19 protein-coding genes are annotated in these 23507 nt (G+C 68.2%); 15 read left to right on the top strand and 4 right to left on the bottom strand.

Annotation, left to right across the window (positions count from 1 at the left end):
• Positions 1-205 precede the first annotated feature (205 nt).
• From J0P97_RS06480 to J0P97_RS06460, 5 genes are all read left to right on the top strand, one after another.
• Positions 206-1858: an ABC transporter substrate-binding protein gene (locus tag J0P97_RS06480; RefSeq protein WP_215486966.1), complete on the top strand. Its 1653-nt coding sequence runs from the start codon at positions 206-208 to the stop codon at positions 1856-1858.
• A 68-nt stretch (positions 1859-1926) separates the two neighbouring features.
• Positions 1927-3012, top strand: a complete 1086-nt coding sequence (locus J0P97_RS06475) for an ABC transporter permease (protein WP_215486965.1) — start codon at positions 1927-1929, stop codon at positions 3010-3012.
• 1 nt (position 3013) lies between these two features.
• On the top strand, positions 3014-4012 hold the full coding sequence (locus J0P97_RS06470; RefSeq protein ID WP_215486964.1) for an ABC transporter permease: 999 nt from the start codon (positions 3014-3016) through the stop codon (positions 4010-4012).
• Entirely contained in the window at positions 4012-5679 is a 1668-nt protein-coding gene (locus J0P97_RS06465; protein WP_215486963.1) for an ABC transporter ATP-binding protein, read from the top strand. The genes J0P97_RS06470 and J0P97_RS06465 overlap by 1 nt, the downstream gene beginning before the upstream one ends.
• Positions 5680-5908: 229 nt before the next feature.
• Positions 5909-6565 carry a TMEM175 family protein gene (locus J0P97_RS06460; protein WP_215486962.1) on the top strand — a complete coding sequence of 219 codons (657 nt, stop codon included), beginning with the start codon at positions 5909-5911 and terminating at the stop codon, positions 6563-6565.
• A 12-nt stretch (positions 6566-6577) separates the two neighbouring features.
• Here J0P97_RS06460 and J0P97_RS06455 read toward each other — a convergent pair whose 3' ends face one another.
• Both J0P97_RS06455 and J0P97_RS06450 read right to left on the bottom strand, forming a co-directional pair.
• Complete coding sequence (locus J0P97_RS06455) at positions 6578-7753, bottom strand: hypothetical protein (protein WP_215486961.1); 1176 nt, start codon at positions 7751-7753, stop codon at positions 6578-6580.
• A complete protein-coding gene (locus J0P97_RS06450) occupies positions 7750-8391 on the bottom strand; it encodes a TetR/AcrR family transcriptional regulator (protein ID WP_282838125.1) in 642 nt (213 codons plus the stop codon). The genes J0P97_RS06455 and J0P97_RS06450 overlap by 4 nt, the downstream gene beginning before the upstream one ends.
• Positions 8392-8459: 68 nt before the next feature.
• On the opposite strand from J0P97_RS06450, the gene J0P97_RS06445 reads away from it, so the two are divergent.
• From J0P97_RS06445 to J0P97_RS15885, 6 genes are all read left to right on the top strand, one after another.
• Positions 8460-9797, top strand: coding sequence for a glycosyltransferase (locus J0P97_RS06445; protein ID WP_215486960.1), 1338 nt, complete (start codon positions 8460-8462; stop codon positions 9795-9797).
• A gap of 144 nt (positions 9798-9941) precedes the next feature.
• Positions 9942-10280 carry a 30S ribosomal protein S6 gene (rpsF, locus tag J0P97_RS06440; protein ID WP_215487146.1) on the top strand — a complete coding sequence of 113 codons (339 nt, stop codon included), beginning with the start codon at positions 9942-9944 and terminating at the stop codon, positions 10278-10280.
• Between the two features lie 6 nt (positions 10281-10286).
• A complete protein-coding gene (locus J0P97_RS06435) occupies positions 10287-10802 on the top strand; it encodes a single-stranded DNA-binding protein (protein WP_215486959.1) in 516 nt (171 codons plus the stop codon).
• Between the two features lie 26 nt (positions 10803-10828).
• The gene (rpsR, locus tag J0P97_RS06430; protein ID WP_005054609.1) at positions 10829-11083 is read left to right on the top strand and encodes a 30S ribosomal protein S18; all 255 of its coding nucleotides are present in this window, start codon (positions 10829-10831) and stop codon (positions 11081-11083) included.
• An 11-nt stretch (positions 11084-11094) separates the two neighbouring features.
• A complete protein-coding gene (rplI, locus tag J0P97_RS06425) occupies positions 11095-11547 on the top strand; it encodes a 50S ribosomal protein L9 (protein WP_215486958.1) in 453 nt (150 codons plus the stop codon).
• 263 nt (positions 11548-11810) lie between these two features.
• Positions 11811-12809, top strand: a complete 999-nt coding sequence (locus J0P97_RS15885; RefSeq protein WP_215486957.1) for a LacI family DNA-binding transcriptional regulator — start codon at positions 11811-11813, stop codon at positions 12807-12809.
• Between the two features lie 37 nt (positions 12810-12846).
• Here the strand turns inward: J0P97_RS15885 and J0P97_RS15880 are convergent, their stop codons facing one another.
• Positions 12847-15804, bottom strand: coding sequence for a glycosyl hydrolase (locus tag J0P97_RS15880; protein ID WP_308163467.1), 2958 nt, complete (start codon positions 15802-15804; stop codon positions 12847-12849).
• 205 nt (positions 15805-16009) lie between these two features.
• Between J0P97_RS15880 and J0P97_RS06410 the strand changes: the two genes are divergently transcribed.
• From J0P97_RS06410 to J0P97_RS06400, 3 genes are all read left to right on the top strand, one after another.
• Positions 16010-16732 carry a YczE/YyaS/YitT family protein gene (locus J0P97_RS06410; RefSeq protein ID WP_215486956.1) on the top strand — a complete coding sequence of 241 codons (723 nt, stop codon included), beginning with the start codon at positions 16010-16012 and terminating at the stop codon, positions 16730-16732.
• Positions 16733-17102: 370 nt separating this feature from the next.
• Positions 17103-18482, top strand: a complete 1380-nt coding sequence (dnaB, locus tag J0P97_RS06405) for a replicative DNA helicase (RefSeq protein WP_215486955.1) — start codon at positions 17103-17105, stop codon at positions 18480-18482.
• Positions 18483-18575: 93 nt separating this feature from the next.
• On the top strand, positions 18576-22160 hold the full coding sequence (locus J0P97_RS06400) for a YobI family P-loop NTPase (protein ID WP_215486954.1): 3585 nt from the start codon (positions 18576-18578) through the stop codon (positions 22158-22160).
• Position 22161: 1 nt separating this feature from the next.
• Here the strand turns inward: J0P97_RS06400 and J0P97_RS06395 are convergent, their stop codons facing one another.
• Positions 22162-22479 (bottom strand): hypothetical protein, encoded by a 318-nt coding sequence (locus tag J0P97_RS06395; RefSeq protein ID WP_215486953.1) that lies wholly within the window; start codon positions 22477-22479, stop codon positions 22162-22164.
• Between the two features lie 263 nt (positions 22480-22742).
• Here J0P97_RS06395 and J0P97_RS06390 point away from each other — a divergent pair, with 263 nt between their 5' ends.
• Complete coding sequence (locus J0P97_RS06390) at positions 22743-23501, top strand: TnsA-like heteromeric transposase endonuclease subunit (RefSeq protein WP_215486952.1); 759 nt, start codon at positions 22743-22745, stop codon at positions 23499-23501.
• Positions 23502-23507 lie beyond the last annotated feature (6 nt).

Genomic DNA, 23507 nt, shown 5'->3' with positions numbered 1-23507 from the left:
CACGGCGAGCCTCACACGCCCGTCACGATGCCGCCGTGACATTCGTCACGGGTGGCCCGAGCGAGTCGCACGGGGGGTGACACTCGGTTTCAGTCTCGTTACGAATGGGCGCCGGGAGGTGCGCGCGAGACGCGCCCGGTCGAAGATGGCGGAATGACCTCGTCACCCTGCGAGGTCGCCCTTCCACACAGCAGAGGTAACACGTATGGCACTGCATGACATCCGAGGCGGGTCCGCACGGACGCGCCTTCTCGGCGCCGCATCGGCGCTCGGCGTCGCGACGCTCCTTCTCGCCGGCTGCTCCGGCGGCGGCACGACCGGCGGCGCCTCCGGCGGCGGCGAGGGCCCCGGCACGCCCATCATCGTCGGCACCACCGACAAGGTCACGACCCTCGACCCGGCCGGCTCCTACGACAACGGATCCCTGGCCGTGCAGACGCAGGTGTTCCCCTACCTCGTGAACACCGACTACAACTCCACCGAGGTCGTCCCCGACCTCGCCGAGTCGGCCGAGTTCACCGCGCCGAACGAGTACACGGTGAAGCTGCCCGCCGGCCTGAAGTGGTCCAACGGCCACGACCTCACCTCGTCGGACGTGAAGTTCTCGTTCGAGCGCAACCTCAAGATCGCCGACCCGAACGGCGCGTCGAGCCTGCTCTACAACCTCGACTCGGTCGCCACGCCCGACGACACGACGGTCGTCTTCACCCTCAAGACGGACAACGACCAGGTCTTCCCGTTCATCCTCACCAGCTTCCCCGGAGCGATCGTCGACGAAGAGGTCTTCTCTGCCGACGCGATCACGCCCGATCAGACGATCGTGGACGGCGACGCGTTCGGCGGGCCGTACAAGATCACCTCATGGGACTTCAACAAGTCGGTGGAGCTGAGCCCGAACGACAGCTACAAGGGCCTTCTCGACGCGCCGGTCAACGGCGGCGTGATCCTGAGCTACTACGGCGACTCGTCGAACCTCAAGCTCGCCGTCCAGCAGGGCGACATCGACGTCGCCTACCGGAGCCTGTCGGCCACCGACGTCGATGACCTCAAGGGCAACGACGCGGTGAAGGTCGTCGACGGTCCCGGCGGCGAGATCCGCTACATCGTGTTCAACTTCAACACGCAGCCGTTCGGCACGACGACCGCTGAGGCCGACCCGGCCAAGGCTCTCGCCGTCCGCCAGGCCGTCGCCGATCTCGTCGACCGCGATGCGATCAGCGAGCAGGTCTACAAGGGCACCTACACGCCGCTGTACTCCTACGTCCCCGCCGGGTTCGCGGGTGCGACCGACGCGCTGAAGGGTCTCTACGGCGACGGGAACGGCGGCCCGGATGCCGCGAAGGCGAAGGCGACGCTCGCCGCTGCGGGCGTCACGACCCCCGTCAAGCTCAGCCTGCAGTACAGCCCCGACCACTACGGCCCCTCGTCGGGCGACGAGTACGCGCTCGTCAAGTCGCAGCTGGAGAAGGACGGCCTGTTCCAGGTCGACCTGCAGTCGACCGAGTGGGTGCAGTACTCCAAGGACCGCACCTCCGACGTCTACCCCGCGTACCAGCTGGGCTGGTTCCCGGACTACTCCGACGCCGACAACTACCTGACGCCGTTCTTCCTCGAGAAGAACTTCCTCGGCAACCACTACGTCAACACCGAGGTCAACGATCTGATCCTCCAGCAGGCGGTGGAGCCGGATGCCACGAAGCGTACGGCCGACATCGAGAAGATCCAGCAGCTGGTGGCCGGCGACCTGTCGACCGTCCCGCTCCTGCAGGGTGCTCAGGTGGCCGTCACCGGCAAGGACGTGAGCGGGGTCACCCTCGACGCATCGTTCAAGCTGCGTTTCGCACCGATCACCAAGTAGGCAATCGATTCGGACCCCCGCGCGCCCTCACCGGGCGCGCGGGGGTCCGGTCCGTAAGGTAGACATCCATGACCATCGACGCTGCGGTCACCGAGCCGCCGCCCGCTCTCCAGGTGCCGCGACGCCGCGGCTCGGGCGGTTCGCTCGGCCGCTACATCCTGATCCGCTTCCTGCTGATCTTCCCGACCGTCCTGATCCTCGTCACGCTCGTCTTCTTCCTCATCCGGATGACGGGCGATCCGATCACCGCCGCCCTGGGCGGCCGTCTCCCGGCCGACCAGCTCGCCGAGCGTATCCACGAGGCGGGCTACGACCGGAACATCTTCGTCCAGTACCTCGAGTACCTCGGGCAGATCCTCCGGTTCGACTTCGGCACCACGATCACCGACAAGCAGCCGGTCATCCAGGTCCTCGCCACCTACGGCCTCGCGACTCTCGAGCTCGTGCTCTACTCGCTCGTGGTGGCCTTCATCGTCGGCATCCCCCTCGGCATGGTCGCCGCGGCGATGCGCGACCGGTGGCCGGATGCGGTGCTGCGCGTGTCGGCCATCCTCTTCTACGCGACGCCCGTCTTCTTCGCCGGCCTCGTCGCGAAGCTGGTCTTCTCGGTGTGGCTCGGCTGGCTGCCGGTGTCGGGGCGCGCGAGCGTGCGCACCGAGATCGCGCTGAACCGCAAGGGCGGCACGGGGATCTACCTCATCGATGCCATCGCGAGCGGGAACCCCGCCTACGTCGGCGACGTCCTCTCCCACGCGATCCTCCCCGCCCTGACGCTGGGGCTCCTCACGGCGGGGATCTTCCTGCGGCTCGTCCGCACGAACGTGATCGGGACGTACAACATGCCGTACATCGACGCGGCGCGCTCGCGCGGCGTCCGCGAGAGCCGGCTCGTGCGCACGCACGCCTACAAGCCCGCGCTCATCCCGATCATCACCGTCATCGGACTGCAGATCGCCCTGATGCTCGGTGGTGCGGTGCTCACCGAGACGACCTTCGAGTGGAAGGGTCTCGGCTTCCAGCTCGCCGCCTACCTGTCGGCGCGCGACTTCGTCGCCGTGCAGGGCATCGTGGCCATGATCGCGATCATCGTCGCGCTGACGAACTTCATCGTCGACATCGTCGCCGCCTTCATCGACCCGCGAGTGAGGTACTGAGATGGCGCGCCGCTCTCTGATCGATCGGGTTCCGGTCGTCCACCAGCTCCGCCAAAGCGTGGGCCTGCAACGCGGCATGCTCGTCGCCGGCCTCGTCCTCACGGGCGTCTTCGTGCTGCTGGCGGTCCTCGCCCCCTGGGTCGCCCCCTACAGCTACAGCCAGCTCACCGGGCCCGACGGGGCCAACTTCGGCGCGCAGCAGCCGCCGAGCGCGGCGCACCTGCTCGGAACGACCGTCGGCGGATACGACGTCCTCTCCCGCGTGATCTGGGGTGCCCAGACGGCCCTCATGGTGGTCGTGGTGGCGATCGCGATGTCGGTGGTGATCGGCATCTTCCTCGGCTTGGTGTCGGGCTACCTCGGCGGCTGGGTCGACCGTGTGCTCGTCGTGGTGGCGGATGCCATCTACGCGTTCCCGACGCTGCTCCTGGCGATCGTCGTCGCCATCGCCATCAACAACGGCCAGTCGGGGCTCTGGCCGGGGATCATGGCGGCCGCGGCATCCATCACCGTCGTGTTCATCCCGCAGTACTTCCGGGTCGTCCGAGCCGAGGTCGTACGCGTGAAGACGGAGGCATTCGTCGAATCGGCGAAGGTCATCGGCGCCTCGACCCCGCGGATCATATTCCGGCACGTGCTGCGCAACTCGACGCGGACGCTCCCGCTCATCGTGACGCTCAACGCCTCCGAGGCGATCGCGACGCTCGCCGCGCTCGGCTTCCTCGGCTTCGGCATCCAGCCCACGGTCGCGGCGGAGTGGGGCTTCGACCTCAACAAGTCGATCTCGGACGTCGCCTCGGGAATCTGGTGGACCGCGATCCCCCCGGGTCTCGCGATCGTCCTGACGATCCTCGGCATCACGCTCATCGGCGAGAGCCTCAACGACCTCGCCGACCCCCGGCTCCGCGCCCGGCGTCGGTCGAAGGCGCCGCAGACCCCCGCCGATGCGGTCGCGGAACGTGAACCCACCGCGCAGGAGTTCCTCGGAGAGGTGCAGTGATGACCCACGACGGGCAGTTCGCCGTTGAGATCCGCGATCTCGACGTCGCCTTCACCACCGACGGCGGCGAGGTGCGCGCGGTGCGCGACGTGTCGCTGGACGTCCGGCCGGGCGAGGTCCTCGCCATCGTCGGCGAGTCCGGGAGCGGCAAGACCGTGACGGCGCGCTCGATCCTCGGGCTCCTGCCCGAGACGGCGACGACGCGCGGGGCCGTGATCCTCGACGGCGTCGACGTCGTCGGCCTCTCCGGCGAGAAGCTGCGCGACGTGCGCGGCACCAAGGCCGCGATGATCTTCCAGGAGCCCTCCACGGCGCTGAACCCGGTGTTCACGGTGGGCTGGCAGCTCGCCGAAGGCCTCCGCGCGCACGGGGACGTGTCCGCGCAGGAGGCCCGACGGACGGCGATCGAGATGCTCGGCCGCGTCGGCATCCCCGAGCCGGAGCGTCGGGTGAACGATTATCCGCACCAGTTCTCCGGCGGGCAGAAGCAGCGCATCGTGATCGCGATGGCCCTCGCTCTCGGCCCGGGCGTGATCCTCGCCGACGAGCCGACCACCGCGCTGGACGTGACGGTCCAGGCCGAGATCCTCGACCTCCTCCGACGCCTGCGCGACGAGACCGGCACGGCGGTCGTCCTCATCACCCACAACATGGGTGTCGTCGCCGATCTCGCCGACCGGGTCGCCGTCATGCTCGACGGTGAGCTCGTCGAGACCGGCGACGTCCGCGAGATCTTCGCCGCGCCGCGGCACGAGTACACCCGGAAGCTCCTGGCCGCCGTGCCGCGCGTGCAGCTCATCGACCGGCCGGTCCCGCCGGTGACGGATGCGACGGGCGCCCCGATCGCGCCCGTCGTCGAGGCGAAGGGGCTGGTGATCGAGTATCCCGGCCGGCTCGGCAGCCCGACCTTCCGCGCGGTGCACGCGATCGACTTCGCCATCCGTCCGGGGGAGGTGCTCGGACTCGTCGGCGAGTCGGGGTCGGGGAAGACGACCATCGGGCGCGCGATCGCGGGCCTCACACCCGTCGCCGGCGGTTCTCTGCGCGTGCTCGACACCGAGATGAACGGCGTGCGCGAGCGGGTGTTCCGCAAGCGACGTCGAGAACTCGGGTTCGTCTTCCAGGACCCGGCGACGAGCTTCAACCCGCTGCTGACGGTCGCGGAGTGCGTCGCCGAGCCGCTCATCGTCCACGGCGGGGCGCGCGATGCGGCATCCGCCCGCGACAAGGTCGACGAGCTGCTCGAAGCCGTCCAGCTGCCGAAGGCCTTCGGCGATCGGTACCCGCACGAGCTCTCGGGGGGCCAGCGTCAGCGTGCGTCGCTCGCGCGGGCGCTCGCGCTCGACCCGAAGCTGCTGATCGCCGACGAGCCGACGAGCGCGCTGGACGTCTCGGTGCAGGCGCGCGTGCTGGACCTGTTCGCCGAGCTGCAGGAGCGCTTCGGGTTCGCGACGCTGTTCATCACGCACGACCTCGCCGTCGTGGACATGCTCGCCCATCGCGTGATCGTGCTGCACAAGGGGCGGATCGCCGAGGAGGGGCCGACGGCGCGGGTGCTCGGCGACCCGCAGGATGCCTACACGCGGACCCTCATCGCGTCCCTCCCGGTGCCCGACCCCGACGAGCAGGCTCGCCGCCGCGAGATCTGGCGCGCCGCGCGCGGCTGACGCGGCGCCGTCCGGGGTGCGGCCGGGCCGGCTTGCCGGCGGGCCGGGTCAGAGGCTCGTCGTGTCGCGAAAGCAGGCCGGATCGACCGAGAGCGGTCCCCGGCGGACGGGATGGGGCGATCCGCCCTGCTTTCGGGACGAGGAGACGCCGGCGGCGGCGTCGGGAGGCGTCGGCGTCGGGGCGGGGCGGGTGCCCCCCGTCCGTGGCGGCGTCGCCTATCATCTGACCATGACGAGGGCGGGGGTGCAGGAGCGGGGCCGCGCTCCGGTGCTCTATTCCGCGGAGCGGCCGAAGGCCTTCATCGACGCGGTCGTCGCGATCGCGATGACGCTGCTGATCCTGCCGCTCATGGAGAGCGTGTCCGATGCCGCGGATGCCGAGGGCACCGCGCTGGACTGGCTCGGCGACCACCGCTGGCAGCTCACGAGCTTCGTGTTGAGCTTCGCGATCATCGCGATGTTCTGGCTCAACCATCAGCGCCTGTTCTCGGGGGTCCAGCGGGTGAGCACGACGCTCCTGTGGATCTCCATGGCGTGGCTGCTCTCGATCGTGTGGTTGCCCGTCGCGACGGCGCTGTCGGGCAGGATGCCGGATGACGACGCGCTCACGAAGGCCATCTACATCGGCAGCATGATCCTCACCGCGCTCGTCGCGACGATCCAGCGCGTCTACGTGCTGCGCCACCGGCGCGAGTTCGGCGAGATCTCGACGGACACCCTGCGCGGCGGCCTGTCGGCCGACATCTCGATGTGCATCCTGTTCTCGGTCGCACTCGTCGTGTCGATCACGATCCCGGCGGTGAACTACAACGCGCTGTTCGTCATGCTGCTGATGGGCCCGATGCAGGCGCTCGTGCGAAGGCTGCTGCCGCCGCTCGAGGACTGAGCTCCCGAGCAGTCAGCGCAGGATCGCGCCGAACAGCCCGGCCAGGATGCCCGTCTGGGTGAGCACGAAGAACAGCAGCATCGCGGCGAGGATGACGATGGCCGCCCACGGCACGCGGCGTCGCAGCCGGCGTCCTTCGGGCGCGACGCCGATCGGAGGCCGGAGAGACGCCGAGGGCGCCGCGAAGGGGAGGCTGGGCGCGCCCGGCGCTCCTGGGCCCGTGGGCGCGTGCGCGGCATCCAGCCGGTCGTCGCGCCAGCGCTCCCACTGATCGAGTTTGCCGAGCAGGGCGGCGACGACGGAGAACAGCCACGCCCAGGTCGCGGGGTCGAGGGTCGAGACCTGGCGCTGCGTGTAGAGGAACATCCAATCGTCGACGATCTCGACGTCGAGCGCGGCCGCGGTGTCGACGAAGCGGGCCATGATGTCGGGGGTGAAGAGGTAGAGGGCGTCGCGCTCGTATCCCTCGGGGCAGAACAGCGCGAAGTGGCGGTCGAAGTCGCCCTCGAGGCTCAGTCGCTGGCTCCGGTCGAAGGCGGCCGGAAGGTTGGAGCCGAGGAACGAGTTGTTGCCGACGGCATCCAGCACGATGTGCGGGAGCGGCGTGCCGAGCTTCACCGCGACGTACCCCCAGCGGTGCGTCGACTCGTTCTTGCCCGACCCCGTCTTGTACGAGTAGTTCCCGAACTCGACGAGGCGCGGGCGCTCGCCGCGGAGGATGTCGATCGCCCGGCGCGAGTGGCCGAGCCCGAAGATCATCCCCGGCAGCGGCGGGGTGGCGACCTCGGGGTACCAGGTCATCCCGTTGGCCTGCGCGAATCGGCCGAGCCGATAGACGCGCGTGCCTCCCACCCGGCCTGTCGCGACGGACCAGGCGAGGATGCCGCCGCCCACCAGCAGCGCGATGAGGATGATCCCGGGGATGACCGCGAGGATGCCGGCGGGGCGTCCGGATCCGGCGATCGATCCGAACGACCCGAACGACCCGAAGATCACGGTGAGGACGTTCGAGAAGACGAAGAGGACGACGACGGTGGCGAAGACCGCGACCACGATGCCCGTCACCGATCGCCGGGGCAGACGCCCCGACGCCCGCAGCTGCCTGACGTACGCGCGCACCTGCGCACGGTCGACCTGCTCGGTGAGGGGTCGGGCGTCGAACGGGAGGGGCGCCGCGGGCTGGCTCATGCGCCCACGCTACCGACCGCGGCCGTCAGCATCGTGCACAGCCAGGCGCGGTACTGCGGGGCGCTCCAACTGGATTGGACGACCAAGTGCTGGTACCCCTCCGGGGAGAGCAGGAAGGAGAGCGTGTCGGCGACGGCGTCCGGGTCTTCGACGAGGGCTCCGCGCCGGGCGAGTTCGGAGACGAGACGGCGGTAGTCGGCGCGGCGGTTGGCGAGGATCGTGGTCAGGGCGGCGGAGACGGCTTCGTCCGAGAGCGCGGCCCCCAGGACGACCGTCCAGAGCGCGTGTCCGCGCGCATTCGCGCCGGCGATCGCCACGACGACCCCCGCGCGGAAGTCCGCGTCGGACAGGGACAGAAGATCACCTGCGACCGGAGTGTCGGTGAGGCTCGCCTCCCCCTCGACGCCGGCGAAGGTCCGTTCGAAGGCGGCGATGAGGAGGTCGGACTTTCCCCCGGTCGCCTTGACCGTCTCGGTGGATACCCCCGCTTCGCGAGCGATCGCGGCCATCGTCGTCGACTGGAACCCGTGCGCCGAGAACAGGACGCCGGCTGCCTCGATGACCCGGCGGCGTGTCTCGTCCGCCTGTCGCTCGCGAAGGGACGACCGGTAGGCGCGGGAGGAATCTCCGGATGCCACTATTGACTACCCTCTCAGTGTGGTGAATACTCTCACAGGTAATCCGAATCTAAGCGAGAGCGATCACCATGTCCACCTACCTCCTCTGCGCCACGCCGGCCCACGGTCACGTGATGCCGCTCCTGCAGGTCGCGACGCACCTCGCGGCGGGCGGGCATCGCGTCCTCTTCCTCACGAGCTCTCGCTACGCGCCGCGGATCGCGGCGGCCGGCGTGGAGTTCCGCGCGCTCCCGGATGCGGCCGACGTCGATCTCGATGACGCCGCATCCGTTCCCGGCCGCGCCGGGCTCACCGGCCCGGCCGCGATCCGCTTCGACATGCTCCACCTGTTCCTGCGGCCCGGCGCCGCCCAGCTCGCCGCCCTCCGCGCACTCCTCGCCGACACGCCTGTGGACGCGATCCTCACCGAACCGCTGTTCGTCGGTGCGGCCCTGCTCGTCGAGACACCGCGCGCCGTACGGCCGCCGATCGTCGCGCTCGGCATCTTCCCTCTGGGAATCGCGAGTCGCGACACAGCCCCCTTCGGTCTCGGCATCCCGCCGCGTGCCGGCTGGACGGGACGCCTGCGGAACGCGGCCCTCGCCATCGCCTCCCGGCGGCTCGTCTTCGCCCCGGTCGCCCGCGAGGCGGACGCGATCGCGCGTCATGAACTCGGCCACCCGCTGGGCCGGTTCTTCCTCGACTGGCACAGCGCGGCGGATGCCGTGGTGCAGTTCACCGTCTCGGAGTTCGAATACCCCCGCTCCGACCTGCCTCCCCACGTCACCTTCGTGGGGGCCCTTCCCCCCGCCGCGTCCGCCGCCGCGGCGGGGGACCTCCCCGACTGGTGGTCGGAGCTCTCCGGCACCCGCCCCGTCGTGCACGTCACGCAGGGCACGGTCGCCAACTCTGATCTCGGCCAGCTCGTCCTGCCGACGATCGCCGGGCTCGGCGGCAGCGCGCCGCTCGTCGTGGTGAGCACAGGCGGTGCCCCGGTCGCCCGGGTCCCCGGTCCGCTCCCGGAGAATGTGCGCGTCGCGCCGTATCTGCCGTACGACCTCCTGCTGCCGCGCGTCGACGTCATGGTGACCAACGGCGGGTACGGCGGGGTCCAGCAGGCGCTGCGTCACGGCATCCCACTCGTCGTCGCCGGCCGGACGGAGGACAAGGTGGAAGTCAGCGCCCGAGTCGCCTGGTCGGGGGTGGGCATCGACCTCCGAACCAACACCCCGGCACCGGATGCCGTGGCCGCCGCCGTCCGCCGTGTGCAGGGCGAACCGGGCTTCCGCGCGCGAGCCGCCAGCCTCGCCCGGGCGTTCCGGGCCGCCCCCGGGCTCGCCGGACTCGACGCCGTCCTGGATCAGGTGGGCCCCGCGGGGACGGAGGCTGATCCGATCGAGTCGTTCGCCCGACGCGGCGTCCGCTAGACTGTTGTGGTTGTCCGTCTGTCCGCACCGTTCCGGTTCGGATGTCGGGCACGTGCATCAACCCTCCTGATGCCGGGAAATGCCCGGCATCCGTTCTAGTCCGAAGGAGGTGGGTTAGTGACGCACTCACACCAGTACGAGCTCATGGTCATCCTCGACCCCGAGATCGACGAGCGTCAGGTCGCCCCCAAGCTCGACGGGTTCCTCAAGGTCATCACCAACGATGGTGGCTCTATCGAGAATTTGGTTTTTTTTTTCAAGCGGAAGCGGGCATACGAGACCCAGAAGAAGACCGAGGGCATCTACGCCGTCGTCAACTTCACCGCCACGAGCGAGGCCACGCAGGAGCTCGACCGTCAGCTGAAGCTGAACGAGCAGATCATGCGTACGAAGGTCCTGCGTGCCGAGGAGGCGATCGCTCAGGTCGCCGCCGAGAAGGAGCGCGCCGAGGCCAAGGCCGCCCGCAAGGCAGCGAAGGCGTAACGGACGATGGCCGGCGAGACGATCATCACCGTCGTGGGCAACCTCACGGCAGACCCCGAGCTGCGCTACACGCAGAACGGCCTGCCCGTCGCGAACTTCACGATCGCGTCGACTCCCCGCACGTTCGACCGTCAGGCGAACGAGTGGAAGGACGGCGAGGCGCTGTTCCTTCGCGCATCGGTGTGGCGCGATTTCGCCGAGCACGTCGCCGGTTCGCTCACCAAGGGCTCTCGCGTCATCGCGACCGGCCGTCTGAAGCAGCGCTCCTACCAGGACCGCGAAGGCCAGAACCGGACGTCCATCGAGCTGGAGGTCGACGAGATCGGCCCCTCGCTGCGATACGCCACGGCTCAGGTCACGCGCGCGGCATCCTCTGGCGGAGGCAACTTCGGCGGTGGCGGCGGTGGCGGGCAGCAGGCCCGTCCGCAGGTGCAGCAGGAGGAGCCGTGGGCGACCCCCGGCTCGGCCGCACCGGACGCGTGGAGCGCTCCCGGTTCCTACGGCGACGACACGCCGTTCTGATCAACTCACGTACTTAAGGAAAAACAATGGCTGGAAAGGCTACCGGCGATCGCCGCAAGCCGCGGAAGGGCGCGAAGAACGCTGCTCCCGCGAAGGCGATCCGCGTCGGCGTCATCGATTACAAGGATGTCGCGACGCTTCGCAAGTTCATCTCGGAGCGCGGCAAGATCCGCGCCCGTCGTATCACCGGTGTCTCGGTGCAGGAGCAGCGTCTGATCGCCAAGGCGATCAAGAACGCGCGCGAAATGGCGCTCCTGCCTTACGCCGGCGCTGGCCGCTAAGGAGCACCAACATGGCAAAGCTGATTCTCACGAACGAGGTTGCCGGGCTCGGAAGCGCCGGTGACGTCATCGAGGTCAAGAACGGGTACGCCCGCAACTACCTCATCCCTCAGGGCTTCGCCGTGGCGTGGAGCCGCGGTGGCGAGAAGCAGGTGGCATCCATCCGTGCCGCCCGTGACGCCCGCGCGATCCACGACCACGAAGAGGCCGTCGCGCTGAAGGACGCCCTCGAGGCGAACAAGGTCAAGCTGTCGGTCAAGGCCGGCAAGGAAGGCCGCCTGTTCGGCGCCGTGAAGACCGCCGACGTGGCCGACGCGGTCGCCGCGGCCGGCCTCGGCGAGCTCGACAAGCGCAAGATCCACATCACCGCTCCGATCAAGGCGACCGGCGAGCACGAGGCGACGGTTCGCCTGCGTGACGACCTGACCGCCGTGATCACCCTGCAGGTGGTCGCCGCGAAGTAATTCGCGCACGACGGATGCCGCGGCTCCTCCCTCGGGAGGGTCGCGGCATCCGTCGTCTGCGGCGCGCTGACGGGTGCCGGCGCGCCGGGTTACGGGGCTCTGCCGCGCGAGGTGCCGCCGAGTGTCCACGACACGCGGAACCCGACGGTGCCGACTCCGCGAGTTCTGGACACTCGGCAGCGGGGCGAGGGCGCGAGGGGGCGAGGGCGGGGGCGGGCGGGCGGGGGCGGCGGTGATCCTGACCGCTCGGTAGGCTCGGGAGGGTGCTCCGCGTCACCAGTGCCGATGTCGCCCGCGAAAGCGGGGTGTCGCGCACGACCGTGAGCTACGTGCTCAACGCGACTCCCGGGGCCGCGATCTCCGACGAGACCCGCCGACGCGTCCTCGACACCGCGGAACGCCTCGGCTACACGCCCTCGGCCGCGGCGCGCGCCCTCCGCTCGGGGCGCAGCGACATCGTCGTGTGCGTCCTGCCCGACTGGAGCGCGGGCCCGGTGATCGATCGCCTGCTCGACCACCTGACCACTCTGTTCGCCGAGGCGGGGCTGTCGCTGCTCGTCTTCCACGACCTGGGCGACCGGCCCCTCACGCACCTCTGGCGCGCCGTGACCCCGCGCGCCGTGGTCGCGCTCGGGCCGCTCACACCGGCGGATGCCGCGGCGATGGCGGTCGCCGGCATCCCCGTCGTGGGGGCGACGCTCGACGCGCCCTCCGCGCCGCAGACCTTCGCGGTCCCTCAGCAGGCGATCGGGGCGCTGCAGGTCGGTCACCTCGTCGACCGGGGACACCGTGTGCTCGGATACGCCGCACCGCACGATGATCGCCTCGAGGAGTTCGCTCAGCGGCGCCTGAGCGGTGCCCGCGCGGCCAGTCGCGAGCGCGGCGTCGCCGAGCCGCAGGTGCGCACGGTCGAGCTCGACAGCCTCGAGGCCTCCGTCGCGGTGCGGGGATGGTGGCAAGCTGGCGTCACGGGCATCGTGGCCTACAACGACGAGGTCGCGATCGCCGTGCTCGCCGGAGCGCGTGCCGCCGGTCTGCGGGTCCCCGACGACCTCGCGGTCATCGGCGTCGACGACATCCCGCTCTCCCGTCTCACCACACCCGCGCTGACGACGGTGTGGCAGGCGATCGACGGACAGGCGGAGCATCTGGTGGGGGCCGCGCTCGACGCGCTGGGCCACCGCGAGGGCGGCGGACGCCCGTCCCCGTCGCCGCGGCCGGCGGGGGAACTCTTCCGCGTGGTGCAGCGCGCCTCGACCTGAGGCCGAGGCGCGCTGCCGGTGGTACGGGATGCCGGGGTCAGCGGCCGAACGTCACCCAGTTGAGGTTGACGAAGTCGCGCGGCTGACCCGACGCGAACGTCACATACACGGTGTGCACGCCGGTCGTCGCACGGAGGTTGCCCGGCACGGTCCGCCAGGACTGCCAGCCCCCCGTGGATGCCACGGCGAGGTCGCCGACCACCGGTCCGGTCGGACTGTCCAGCCGAACCGAGATGATGCCGCTCTCGCCGCCCTGTGCGCCGGAGGCGACGCGCACGATCATCTGGGTGAGCGGTGTCGCGCCGAAGTCGACGTCGTCGAAACGGAGGACATCACCGTCGCCGATCCCCGTGACGTTCTGGCCGCCGCCCTCATCGGTCGTCACCTCGGTCGACACCCCGGTGAGCGTCCGGGACGACTCCGCCTGGAGGCGATCCGTCGCGGCGATCGGCCCCGTCGGCGTGGGCGTGGGCGTCGGCGTCGGCGTCGGCGTGGGCGTGGGCGTCGGAGTCGGCGTCGGGGTGGGCGTCGGCGTCGGGGTGGGCGTCGGCGTCGGAGTCGGCGTCGGGGTGGGCGTCGGCGTCGGCGTGGGCGTCGGCGTCGGCGCGCCCGGGTCGGTCGGCACGGATGCTCCGCCCACCGACCCGACCGAGCGCGGAGCGACCGTGAGGGTCGCGCCGTCGGAGAAGGTGACGGTGATCGCCGTCGACGTCATGTTCGCCGCCTGGTGGGTGCGCACTCCGTCCTTCGTGAACACGGCGTACAGCGGGGTGTCCGCCGTGACCGAGGTGTCGACCGTCCCGACGGAGTCGAGGCTCTTCAACCAGTAGAACGTATGCGCCCGAGACTCGCCCTCTTCGACGGCGTAGTCGTTGGCGCGCGATCGGAAGTCGGCGAGGGCCGACGGCGCATCGGCGAGGGCCTCGAACTCCCAGAAGATGTCCTCCCAGACCGACGGGCCTCCCCCGGTGTTCCGGTCGAGCTCGGCGAGGTTGCGGGTGATGTAGTCGGTGTCGTAGCCGAGGTACAGGTGACCCGCGGTGTTCGGCAGCAGGTTGATCCCCTGGATCATCTCGGGCCGTGCGCTGAACCACGTGGCGTACGCTCCGCCCGAGCCCCAGACCATGCCGACGGTGGAGTGGCCGAACTCCGCCGGGAAGGCTTCGTCGTCGGCGTCGAACCAGTAGTCGTGGATGGCCGCCGCCTGCGTCGTGTACAGGTAGATGCCGAGGTCGCGGATCTGGGTGTTCCCCGTGGCCTGCCCCCACTGGATCAGTCCGGAGGCGAAGTTCATGCCTTCCGAGGAGGACTCCTGGTTGTTCCCCGAGGCGAACGACCCGTGCCCCGAAGCCCAGTCGTGGCCCGAGTAGATGTCGAAGTCGCGCAGGAACGGGAACCGGGTGTCGGAACGGTCGGGGTTCGCGGCATCCTTGATGAGGGTGTCGACCATCTCGCCGTAGGCGTCGCTCGAGGCCCACTGCGGGTCGAACTGCGCCAGCGTGGCCGCCGCCACCACGAAGTAGCCGTAGTGGAAGTGGTGGTCGTTCAGCTCCGTGTCCGACCCGTACGAGGCCGGGTAGCCGATGAGCGTGCCCCAGTCGGAGTTGTACCAGAACGAGCGGGTCGTCTCGCCGGGCGAGGCGGTCAGCCAGTCGGTGAGGCGGGTGCGGACCGCGCCCAGGAGCGCGTCGCGGTCGGCGCTGTCGCCGGTCTGCTGCGCGATCTGGATGGCCTGCGTGGCACGGCCGAGCGCCTTGCCCGTCCAGTACGTGTCGTCGTTGAAGCCGGCGAAGGGGTCGCTCCCGGACACCTGGTCGAGGTATCCGTCGAGGGTCGCGGTGTCCGCATCACCCGGCGCGAAGGCGGTGTTGGCCAGCTGCGGCAGCACCCCGTGGAACGGCGCGGCCGTCGTGAACGAGGACTCGCCGACGACCACCCGCATCGGGCCGCGCGGCGAGATGTACTCGTCGGTGCTCGGTGTGATCCCGACGAGCGCGTCCCGCTGGTGCGGGTAGAGCGCGAAGACCGTCCCGGCGGTGCCGGGCTCCTTCGCCGTCGTCGTGAAGGCGTACGTCGTCGTCAGCTGAGCGGACGCCTCGTCGTAGTTCCATGAGACCTCCGTTCCGGTCACGTGGTTGTGCGCGTAGGGGGCGTACGCCGCGAGTGCTGCGCGGCGCCCGGCATCCGTCGTCTGGGTGGGCAGCACCGCGACGGAGAAGTAGTCGCCGGTGCCGAGGGAGGAGGTCAGGGCGTTCCCGGACGAGCTCCAGCTCGTTCCCGTCGGCGCGAATGCGGCGTAGTCGTGACCGTTGACCGTGAACCCGATCCGGCCATCGGCGGTGTCCCAGACGGTGGGGGCTGCGGTGAGGGCGAGGCGGACGTCGCCGCCGGTCGCGGTGCCGTAGACGAACGGCAGGCCCTTCCCCATCGTGGTGTGGAGGGCCGCGCCGCCGCTCTCCCACGCCTCGGTGACCGTCCAGTCGCTGTAGTCGTCGACCTTTCCCGCGGTGTCGAGGCCCGGGATCTGGATGCGGAAGTCCTCCGCGTACGAGAAGTGGTACTCCGAGACGCCGGTGGCGGTGCCGGTGATGTTGGGCGTGGTCGGGTAGCTGACGCCGAGTCCGTCGGTGTAGGCGTGCAGGGCGAGGGGGTGCGCGTAGAGGTTCGCCGACTCCGGCCCGCATTCGAGCTTGTTCCACAGGAGCGAGGTCCACCAGTCGTTCGTCGGGATGGGCCCGTCGGGGAAGTCGGCGGTGGTGCGCGAGCGCGGGTCCATGGTCGCGCCCGCGCAGTCGAGCGGGGCGCTGCCGCCGGGGGGCGTCCCCTCGGCGTAGCTGCCCGATCCGACCGGCACCGTGCCGGACGCGGCCTGGGCGGCGGGTGCGATGGCGGTGAGCGATCCGATCGTCAGGGCGATCAGCGCAGTGATGGTCGCGGCGCGGCGGCGTGGCGTGCGCACGCGCGGGTGGCGGGGGTGGTGCGGCTGGTGGTGCACGGTGAGATCTCCGTTCTCATCCCGTCGCGGTCGTCGTCGATCGCGGCGCGGGCAGCACCCGAGACGCCGTCGTCGCGGGTGGTCACCAGAGCTGGGGGGCGGTTGGTGACTCGTGTCAGTACCCGCCACCGACGGTAGTCCGGGACCCCGGGAGCGTCAAGGGGGCGGGCCCCGCCGCGGCCGGACGGCGTGCCATAGTGGCACCATGGCGACCCCCGCATCCGCACCCGATGACCTCTCGGCGGAGTCGATCGGCCATCGCCGGTGGCGCTACATCGCCCGGCTGCTCTGGGTGATCGTCGGTGTCGCGGGAATCGGCATCGGTGCGGGAACCCTGCGGTCGATCGGCGCGGGCGTCGACCCCTATACGGCGGCCAACATCGGCATCAGCGCCGCGCTGGGGCTCGATCTGGGCACCTATCAGCTCCTCAGCAACCTCGTGCTGTTCGTGCCGATGCTCATCTGGGGGCGTCGATACATCGGGGTGGGATCGATCGTGAACATGGTCTTCGCGGGCTTCGCGGTGCAGTTCGCGTCCGACCTCATCGCCGCGGTGCTGCCCGCCTTCGTCCCGACCTGGCTGCGTCTGGCGCTGTTCCTGGCAGGGATCCTGGTCTTCTGTCTGGGTGCGTCGCTGTACATGACGGCAGCGCTCGGCACCGCGCCGTACGACGCGCTGGCGCCGATGATCGTGGATGGCACACGCGCCCCCTATCGCGCGGTGCGCGTGGGCCAGGACGTCTTCTTCCTCGTCCTCGCGCTGGTCTTCCACGGAGCGGTCGGCTTCGGGACGGTCGTGACCGCGTTCTTCACGGGGCCGCTCATCGAGTTCTTCAACGGACGGGTGAGCACCCCGCTCCTGCGTCACGACCTCGAAGCACGGACGCCCCGTCAGCGCCGTACGCGCACCGCGCCGGACCATCTCTGATCGCGACACACTGTTTCCGAGCGCGACACGCGCGAGGGATCTGGACTTGACAAGAACCGGCGCGTGCGCATGTTGTCCACGGAATTGTCCCCAACCCGGGCGCGTTGCACCAACCTTCAACCCCCACTTCAACCACGTTTCCCCTCCACAGGGTGTGGAATCTGAAAACCCAGGTCACGTTCGGTTTACTGATCGAGATTCTTCGAGAACGGCGAGACTTTCCACAGTTTCTGTACACAGCCCGTGCGGCGTTTCGCGCAGATCCTCCACAGAGTTATCCACAGGCCCGTTTGCGGGTGTCGGAGGCTCTGCCTAGCGTTGCGTGAGGTCGAGCGATGGCACGCGCGTCGTCCGTGAAGGAAGGGGACGCATGTCGATTGCGGATGTCTCGGAGGAGCGATTCGGTGGAAAGCCGGAACGCGGCAACGAGCGCACCCCGCCGCACGATCAGCTGGCGGAGCAGTCGACGCTCGGAGGGATGCTCCTCTCGGCGGATGCGGTCGCCGACGTCGTCGAATCGATCCGCGGCACCGACTTCTACGTCCCCAAGCACGAGCTGATCTTCGAGGCGATCCTCAGCCTGTACTCGCACGGCGAGCCGACCGACGTCGTCGCCGTGACCGACGAGCTCATCAAGACCGGCGACCTCATGCGTGCCGGTGGTGCCGACTACCTGCACTCGCTCACATCGATCGTGCCGACCGCGGCCAACTCCGGCTACTACGCGTCGATCGTGCGCGAGCGCGCGCTGCTGCGCCGCCTGGTCGAAGCCGGCACGCGCATCGTCCAGATGGGCTACAACGGGCAGGGCGAGGCGCTCGACCTCGTCAACAACGCCCAGGCGGAGATCTACTCGGTCACCGGTGCGGAGCAGGCCGAGGACTACGTGGCCCTCGAGGTCGCCGTCGGCGCCGCGATCGAGGAGATCGAGGCGGCGCGGGGGCGCGACGGTCAGATGACCGGCATCCCGACCGGATTCGCCGGGCTCGACCAGCTCACCAACGGTCTGCACCCGGGCCAGATGGTCGTCGTCGCCGCGCGCCCCGCGATGGGAAAGTCGACGCTCGCGCTCGACTTCGCACGTGCCGCGGCCATCAAGAACAACCGTCCGACGATCTTCTTCTCGCTCGAGATGGGGCGCAGCGAGATCGCGATGCGCCTCATGAGCGCCGAGGGCGCCGTTCCGCTGCAGTCGATGCGCAAGGGCTCGCTCGATTCCCGCGACTGGACGACCATCGCATCGACGCGTGGGCGGATCAACGACGCACCGCTGTACATCGACGACTCGCCCAACATGACGCTCGTCGAGATCCGGGCGAAATGCCGCAAGCTCAAGCAGCGCGTCGGACTGCAGATGGTCGTCATCGACTACCTGCAGCTGATGACCTCGGGCAAGCGCGTCGAGAGCCGCCAGCAGGAGGTCTCGGAGTTCTCCCGTGCGCTGAAGCTCCTCGCGAAGGAACTCCAGGTGCCGGTCATCGCGCTGTCGCAGCTGAACCGTGGCGCCGAGCAGCGCGCGGACAAGAAGCCTGCCATCAGCGATCTGCGCGAGTCGGGATCGATCGAGCAGGATGCCGACATCGTGATCCTGCTGCACCGCGAGGCCGCCTACGAGAAGGACAGCCCCCGTGCCGGCGAGGCCGACCTCATCGTCGCCAAGCACCGCAACGGCCCGACCGACACCGTGACCGTCGCCTTCCAGGGCCACTTCTCACGCTTCGCCGACATGGCCCCGGGCGACTTCGGGTAGTTGTAGGTTCCACGCCGAAATGACATATTCCACGGGTAGTTGGCAGGCACTTGGCATCCCTGCCATTTGCTGTGGACGATTGAGGGGTTCGGTGTGACTGATGCCAGCGAGACGGTGACCAGTCCACTGAGGCTCGAGTCGCTCGTTCCACGGTTCGTGAGCGACCAGCACGGCACTTATCGCGACGAGCTCGTCGACCTGCTCACCGACGACGATCGACGCGCGCGCGTATGGAATATCGCGTTGACCGGGGGGTACGGCAGCGGGAAGAGTAGCGTGCTCGCGGGCGTGCGAGACCAGCTCGGCAAGCGCGTGGTTGAGATCTCACTGTCGTCGCTCAGCGACGTCGGTGTTGAGCGTGGTGACGACCTCAACAACTACATCCAGAAGGAGATCGTCAAGCAGCTGCTCTATCGTGAGCGCCCCAGCCGCGTCCCGGGATCGAGGTTCAAGAGGATCAGCAGGCTGCCAGTAGGGCGAACGCTGGTTGCATCCGCGCTGGTCGCTGTCCTCATAGCACTCACCTTATGGATCACAGGTTGGGGAGCACCGTTCCAACTCGCCCCCGCCAACGAGGGCATGCGAGTCCCATTGCTGCTTTCTGCAGCGTTGATCGCCGGCGTGATCGCGTACGTGGTTATGGCGCTCCTGCACAACCGGATCCGAATCGACAAACTGGGAACCTCAGCGACGTCGGTGAGCCTGACCGCGGAGTCCGACGGTGGCAGCTACTTCGATGAGTACCTCGACGAGATCGTCTACTTCTTTGAAAAGACTCGTCGCGACATCGTGATCATTGAGGACCTGGACCGGTTCGAGGACCCGACAATCTACGCGTCTCTGCGTGAGCTCAACACCGTGCTCAACACGTCGCGACAACTTCGAAAGCGTCCGGTCCACTTCGTTTACGCTGTCCGGGACAGCATCTTCGAAGACCTTGAGGTGCCGCGCGATACGCCGGATGGCCCGGACGCAGCACCGGGCGTGTGGCAGGCCGACCGCGGACTGTCGGATGCGGCGACGCAGCGAACCAAGTTCTTCGAGCTCGTTGTCCCGATCGTGCCGTTCATCACACACCGCTCGTCTGCCGACCTCCTGTTCGATCTGGCCGCCGAGGTTGACTCGGCGATCTCCTTCGAGGCGGTCCGCGTGGTGGCGAAGCACGTGACAGATATGCGGCTTCTGCGCAACATCCTGAACGAGTTTCGGGTCTTCCACGCTCGTGTGCTGGCGGGCGGAAAGCTCGGCGGGCTCACCTCAAGCGGGTTGTTCGCGCTTGTTGCTTACAAGAACACCCATATGAAGCAGTTCGAGCTGATCCGGGTCGGATCAAGTGAGCTGGACGTGCTGTACCGACGCTCGCGAGAAATCATCGCGAGTGGGATGGATACTGCGTCGGCGACGCTCGCTGCGCTGCGTGAGCAGGGTACGCAGATTGCAGCGACTGATGCGCGCGCTGAGCAACTTGGCGCTGCGCTCCAAGATCTTGTCGAACGCTGGCTTCCACGGGTACATAGGCGTGGACACACTGCGACCTATCGAATTGGCGGAGCCGATTGGGCACCCGCCGCGCTCAGTACTGCCCGCTTCTGGGAAGCGGCAATCGACTCCGGCCACGCTCTGCAGGTCGTCGTGAATGGAGAGGTTCTTTTCGAGCTCACCGCTGACGAGATCGCTGCGGATCTGGGCGTGCCCGTCCCGGCGCGTTGGAGCGACCAAGTCGTCGCCGATACCGCGGCGGCTTCTGAGGATGCGCGCGCTGAGCTGCAGTGGTACCGCACGGCCGACTTCCAACAGTTGCTGATGCGACAGACGAGTGACTCTTCCTCGAGACTTATCCGCGGCACCGTCGACCCGCTTCTGCACGACCTCCTCGCAGAAGGGCTGATCGATAGGAACTTCGCACTCTACGCTTCCGAGTTTTACGGCGTCATTGCCTCTGCAGCCGCGATGACCTACGTGATCCAACACCTGCAAGCAGACACCCCGGATCACGACTACCCACTCGACGAGAAGGACGTCGACGCGGTGCTCGAGCTCGGCGGCCCGCGCGCGTTCGAATCGACCGGGCTGTTCAACATCGCGATCTACGACCAGCTGCTGGCGCGAGAAGACGGTCGGTTGGCGAAGAACATCGCCGCTCTCGCCGTTGCTGACCCCGCCGCCGTCGGCTTCATGCGCAGCTATTTGCAGCGTGGTCGGCTCCCAGCGACGCTCATCAGTCGCGTCGCAGCGCAGTGGGACGGGGTCTTCAAGTTCATCAATACTGAAGGACCCGCCGTCGCGGCGGATCAGCTCGATCTCGTCGTCGCCGCCTTCGAGTCCTTGAATCCAGAGCTGGAGTACGAGGTACCCGACGACGTCAAGCGACTTCTCGCTGAGAACCCAGGGCGCCTCACGGAACTGAGTGCTGACGGTACGCCCCAGCGAGCGACTGCTGCGCTTACCCAACTCGGCGTCAGTCTCGCAGATATCCGAGCGCTCCCACCGGCCGCGCAGCGGTCTGTCGTGGTCGCGCGCCGTTACGAGGTAAATGCGCCGAACCTCGAGGTGGCAGTCGGCGGGGGCGACATCGCGCTCGATGCAATCATGCAACTCGAGGATCCGACGTTCGACCACGTTCTCGGGCACTTCGAGGCGTACCTGTCAAGCATCGACGCATCCCACCGCCCGAGTATCACCGACGTTGACATGGCAGTGGATGTGATGGAGGCCGCGGAGCTTTCAAGGGCCGGCGCGGCAAGCGAGATCGCGCGGCGGATGCCCGCGGAGATGCTCATCCGAGACATCAATGCAGTGCCGGCGACGCTGCTTCCCGTTCTTGCTGAATCACACCGATTCCCCCTCACCTTCGCGAACGTCACGAACTACATCGCCGTACGCTCCCTGGACGCTCCTCTGATCGAGTACCTCGCTGCTTCGCCCACTCTCGCCGTCCCGCCAGAGACCGACGTGACCGCGCGCATCACTCTCGCCGCGCGCCTCGTCTCTGAGGATGAGCTCGATGTCGCCGCTCGTGTCACGCTTGCCGGACAGCTCGTAGACACGGTCCCAGCATCACGATCGATGGGGGATGAGGCGGATCTTGTCACGGCACTCATGAACGCAGGATTGCTCGACGACAGCGCTAGCACCTTCCAAGCTCTCGCCACCGCGCACGCACAGGAAGCATTTGTCGTGGAGTCTCAGACGGCGCCAGACTGGATCGTTTCGTCGAACGCGTCGGCGACATTGGTGGCGTCGCTCCTTCGCAATCCCGATGTCTCACCCCGGGTCAAGACTCTGCTTGCTGATGCGATTCCTCGAAACGCCGCTTGGGGATCAACCGATGTGCTTGAGGCGCTCGGCGCCTGGGCGGAGGTGACCCGCGAGCCCCTACCAGCCGAAACTCTACAGTTGATGCAGATGTCGGGAGCGTCGACCAGCTCAAAGGTCGCTGCGCTCAGCGCATCCGTGGCGACCGTGCCCGGCCTCGTACCCCAATACGTGGCCCAACTCGGCGGTGCGTACGCCGAGGTTCTTCAGCCCGCAAACACTTATGTCGATCTTCCGCTCGTCCCAGATCCGACACCGTTCCTGGAGTTGCTCAAGGACTCGGACACCGCCGTCTCATCCTTCAATGAAGTCGACGGCGTCATGCGTGTATACCGACACCGCCCGAGACCCAACGGTGACTAACCTACGATGCGGAGCGCTCGGTAGCGCGATCCTCTTCGACGTACTGGCTCGCCGCATTCCACCAGGGATTCTCGCGGACCCGATACAGAATGGTCCGCTCTCCAGGCACGCGCTCCACGAACTCGATGAAGTTCGCGCGGCGGAGCTTCTGGATCAGCGGATGCACGATTCCAGGAGAGAGTCTCGTCGCGTCGGTGATCGTCTTCGATGAGAACTTCCCGCCGCGCAGGCCCGCGATCTCGACCATGACGCTGTACATGTAGCTGTTGCCGAAGACGAGCCGGGATTCCTCCGGCGCGATGGGCTCCAACATCGTCATGTCCTTGAGTGTCGCACACGCGGCCGACGTGGGGTTCAGGCGGGCCTGCGCGCGTTGATTTCGTGGTCCCTATATTTGTATCCCTGACGGTGACTGTTGTGTATATGACATCGACTACAGTGAATGTCACATTCATTGGTATTCGTAAATCGCATATACCGAAGTAGCCCAGGAAATCAAGAGCGCGATCCTGAATCGTAATTCGCGAATCTATGGCAGAAGCGTGCATTCTCCCGGACCGATTCGACCCTCACGCTGGCTTCATGACGGCGCGCGAGCAACTCGAGACGCGGGGCGGAACGCGCCAGGCGGATGTCGGGCTGATGGTTCGCAAAATGGGTGGCGAGGTGGACGTTGTTCCGCTGCAGTCAGCTCGATTGAGCGTCTTCGACGCCGCCGTCCCGTGGCGTGAGTTCCGCTGGTACCGGGGGCAGCGGCACTTCTCGGGCAGCTACTGGTCGGCGACCATGCAAGCGCATGTCGGGTACGAGTCGCGACTCGAGTACGCGAACCTGCTGCTGGCCGACTTCGACCCTCGCGTCGACTGGATTCTCTCTCAGCCGTTCCTCCTCGAGGGGGAGGACAAGGGCGCACGCCGTCGCCACATTCCCGACTATCTGATGGTCCACGCGGACCACACCGTCTGCGTGGTGGATGTGAAGCCCGCCGCGAAGCTCACCGTCCCGAAGGTGCGTGACTCGCTGAGCTGGTCGCGGCGCGTGATCGAACCGCACGGGTGGGAGTACCGCGTCCAATCCGAGCCCGATGAAGTGTTGCTGCGCAACGTCCAGTTCCTTGCCGGCTACCGCCGGTCGTTCCAGTTCGCCGGCGGCGACGTCACCGCCGCGCTCGGCGAGCTGAGATCGCCCATGGCGTTCGGCGAGGCAGTGCGCGCGATCGTGCCCGTCACCGGCGGGCTTCTCGCAGCACGCGCGCTCGTCCTGCACCTGCTGTGGGCTCGCCGGCTGAGCACCGACCTGACTCGACTTCTGAGCGCCACGAGCATCGTGACGCGGGCCTGAGATACC

Origin of the sequence: Microbacterium flavum, assembly GCF_018717645.1 — a bacterium.
GTDB classification, from domain to species: Bacteria; Actinomycetota; Actinomycetes; order Actinomycetales; family Microbacteriaceae; genus Microbacterium; species Microbacterium flavum.
The sequence above is the reverse complement of the archived record's forward strand: the minus strand, read 5'-3'. Positions and strand labels throughout refer to the sequence as shown.

Bases quoted from the DNA above. Each gene is read 5' to 3' on its own strand.
- J0P97_RS06480 (WP_215486966.1), top strand. From the start codon at position 206: ATGGCACTGCATGACATCCGAGGCGGGTCCGCACGGACGCGCCTTCTC.
- J0P97_RS06475 (WP_215486965.1), top strand. From the start codon at position 1,927: ATGACCATCGACGCTGCGGTCACCGAGCCGCCGCCCGCTCTCCAGGTG.
- J0P97_RS06470 (WP_215486964.1), top strand. From the start codon at position 3,014: ATGGCGCGCCGCTCTCTGATCGATCGGGTTCCGGTCGTCCACCAGCTC.
- J0P97_RS06465 (WP_215486963.1), top strand. From the start codon at position 4,012: ATGACCCACGACGGGCAGTTCGCCGTTGAGATCCGCGATCTCGACGTC.
- J0P97_RS06460 (WP_215486962.1), top strand. From the start codon at position 5,909: ATGACGAGGGCGGGGGTGCAGGAGCGGGGCCGCGCTCCGGTGCTCTAT.
- J0P97_RS06455 (WP_215486961.1), bottom strand. From the start codon at position 7,753: ATGAGCCAGCCCGCGGCGCCCCTCCCGTTCGACGCCCGACCCCTCACC.
- J0P97_RS06445 (WP_215486960.1), top strand. From the start codon at position 8,460: ATGTCCACCTACCTCCTCTGCGCCACGCCGGCCCACGGTCACGTGATG.
- rpsF (WP_215487146.1), top strand. From the start codon at position 9,942: ATGGTCATCCTCGACCCCGAGATCGACGAGCGTCAGGTCGCCCCCAAG.
- J0P97_RS06435 (WP_215486959.1), top strand. From the start codon at position 10,287: ATGGCCGGCGAGACGATCATCACCGTCGTGGGCAACCTCACGGCAGAC.
- rpsR (WP_005054609.1), top strand. From the start codon at position 10,829: ATGGCTGGAAAGGCTACCGGCGATCGCCGCAAGCCGCGGAAGGGCGCG.
- rplI (WP_215486958.1), top strand. From the start codon at position 11,095: ATGGCAAAGCTGATTCTCACGAACGAGGTTGCCGGGCTCGGAAGCGCC.
- J0P97_RS06410 (WP_215486956.1), top strand. From the start codon at position 16,010: ATGGCGACCCCCGCATCCGCACCCGATGACCTCTCGGCGGAGTCGATC.
- dnaB (WP_215486955.1), top strand. From the start codon at position 17,103: ATGTCGATTGCGGATGTCTCGGAGGAGCGATTCGGTGGAAAGCCGGAA.
- J0P97_RS06395 (WP_215486953.1), bottom strand. From the start codon at position 22,479: ATGACGATGTTGGAGCCCATCGCGCCGGAGGAATCCCGGCTCGTCTTC.
- J0P97_RS06390 (WP_215486952.1), top strand. From the start codon at position 22,743: ATGACGGCGCGCGAGCAACTCGAGACGCGGGGCGGAACGCGCCAGGCG.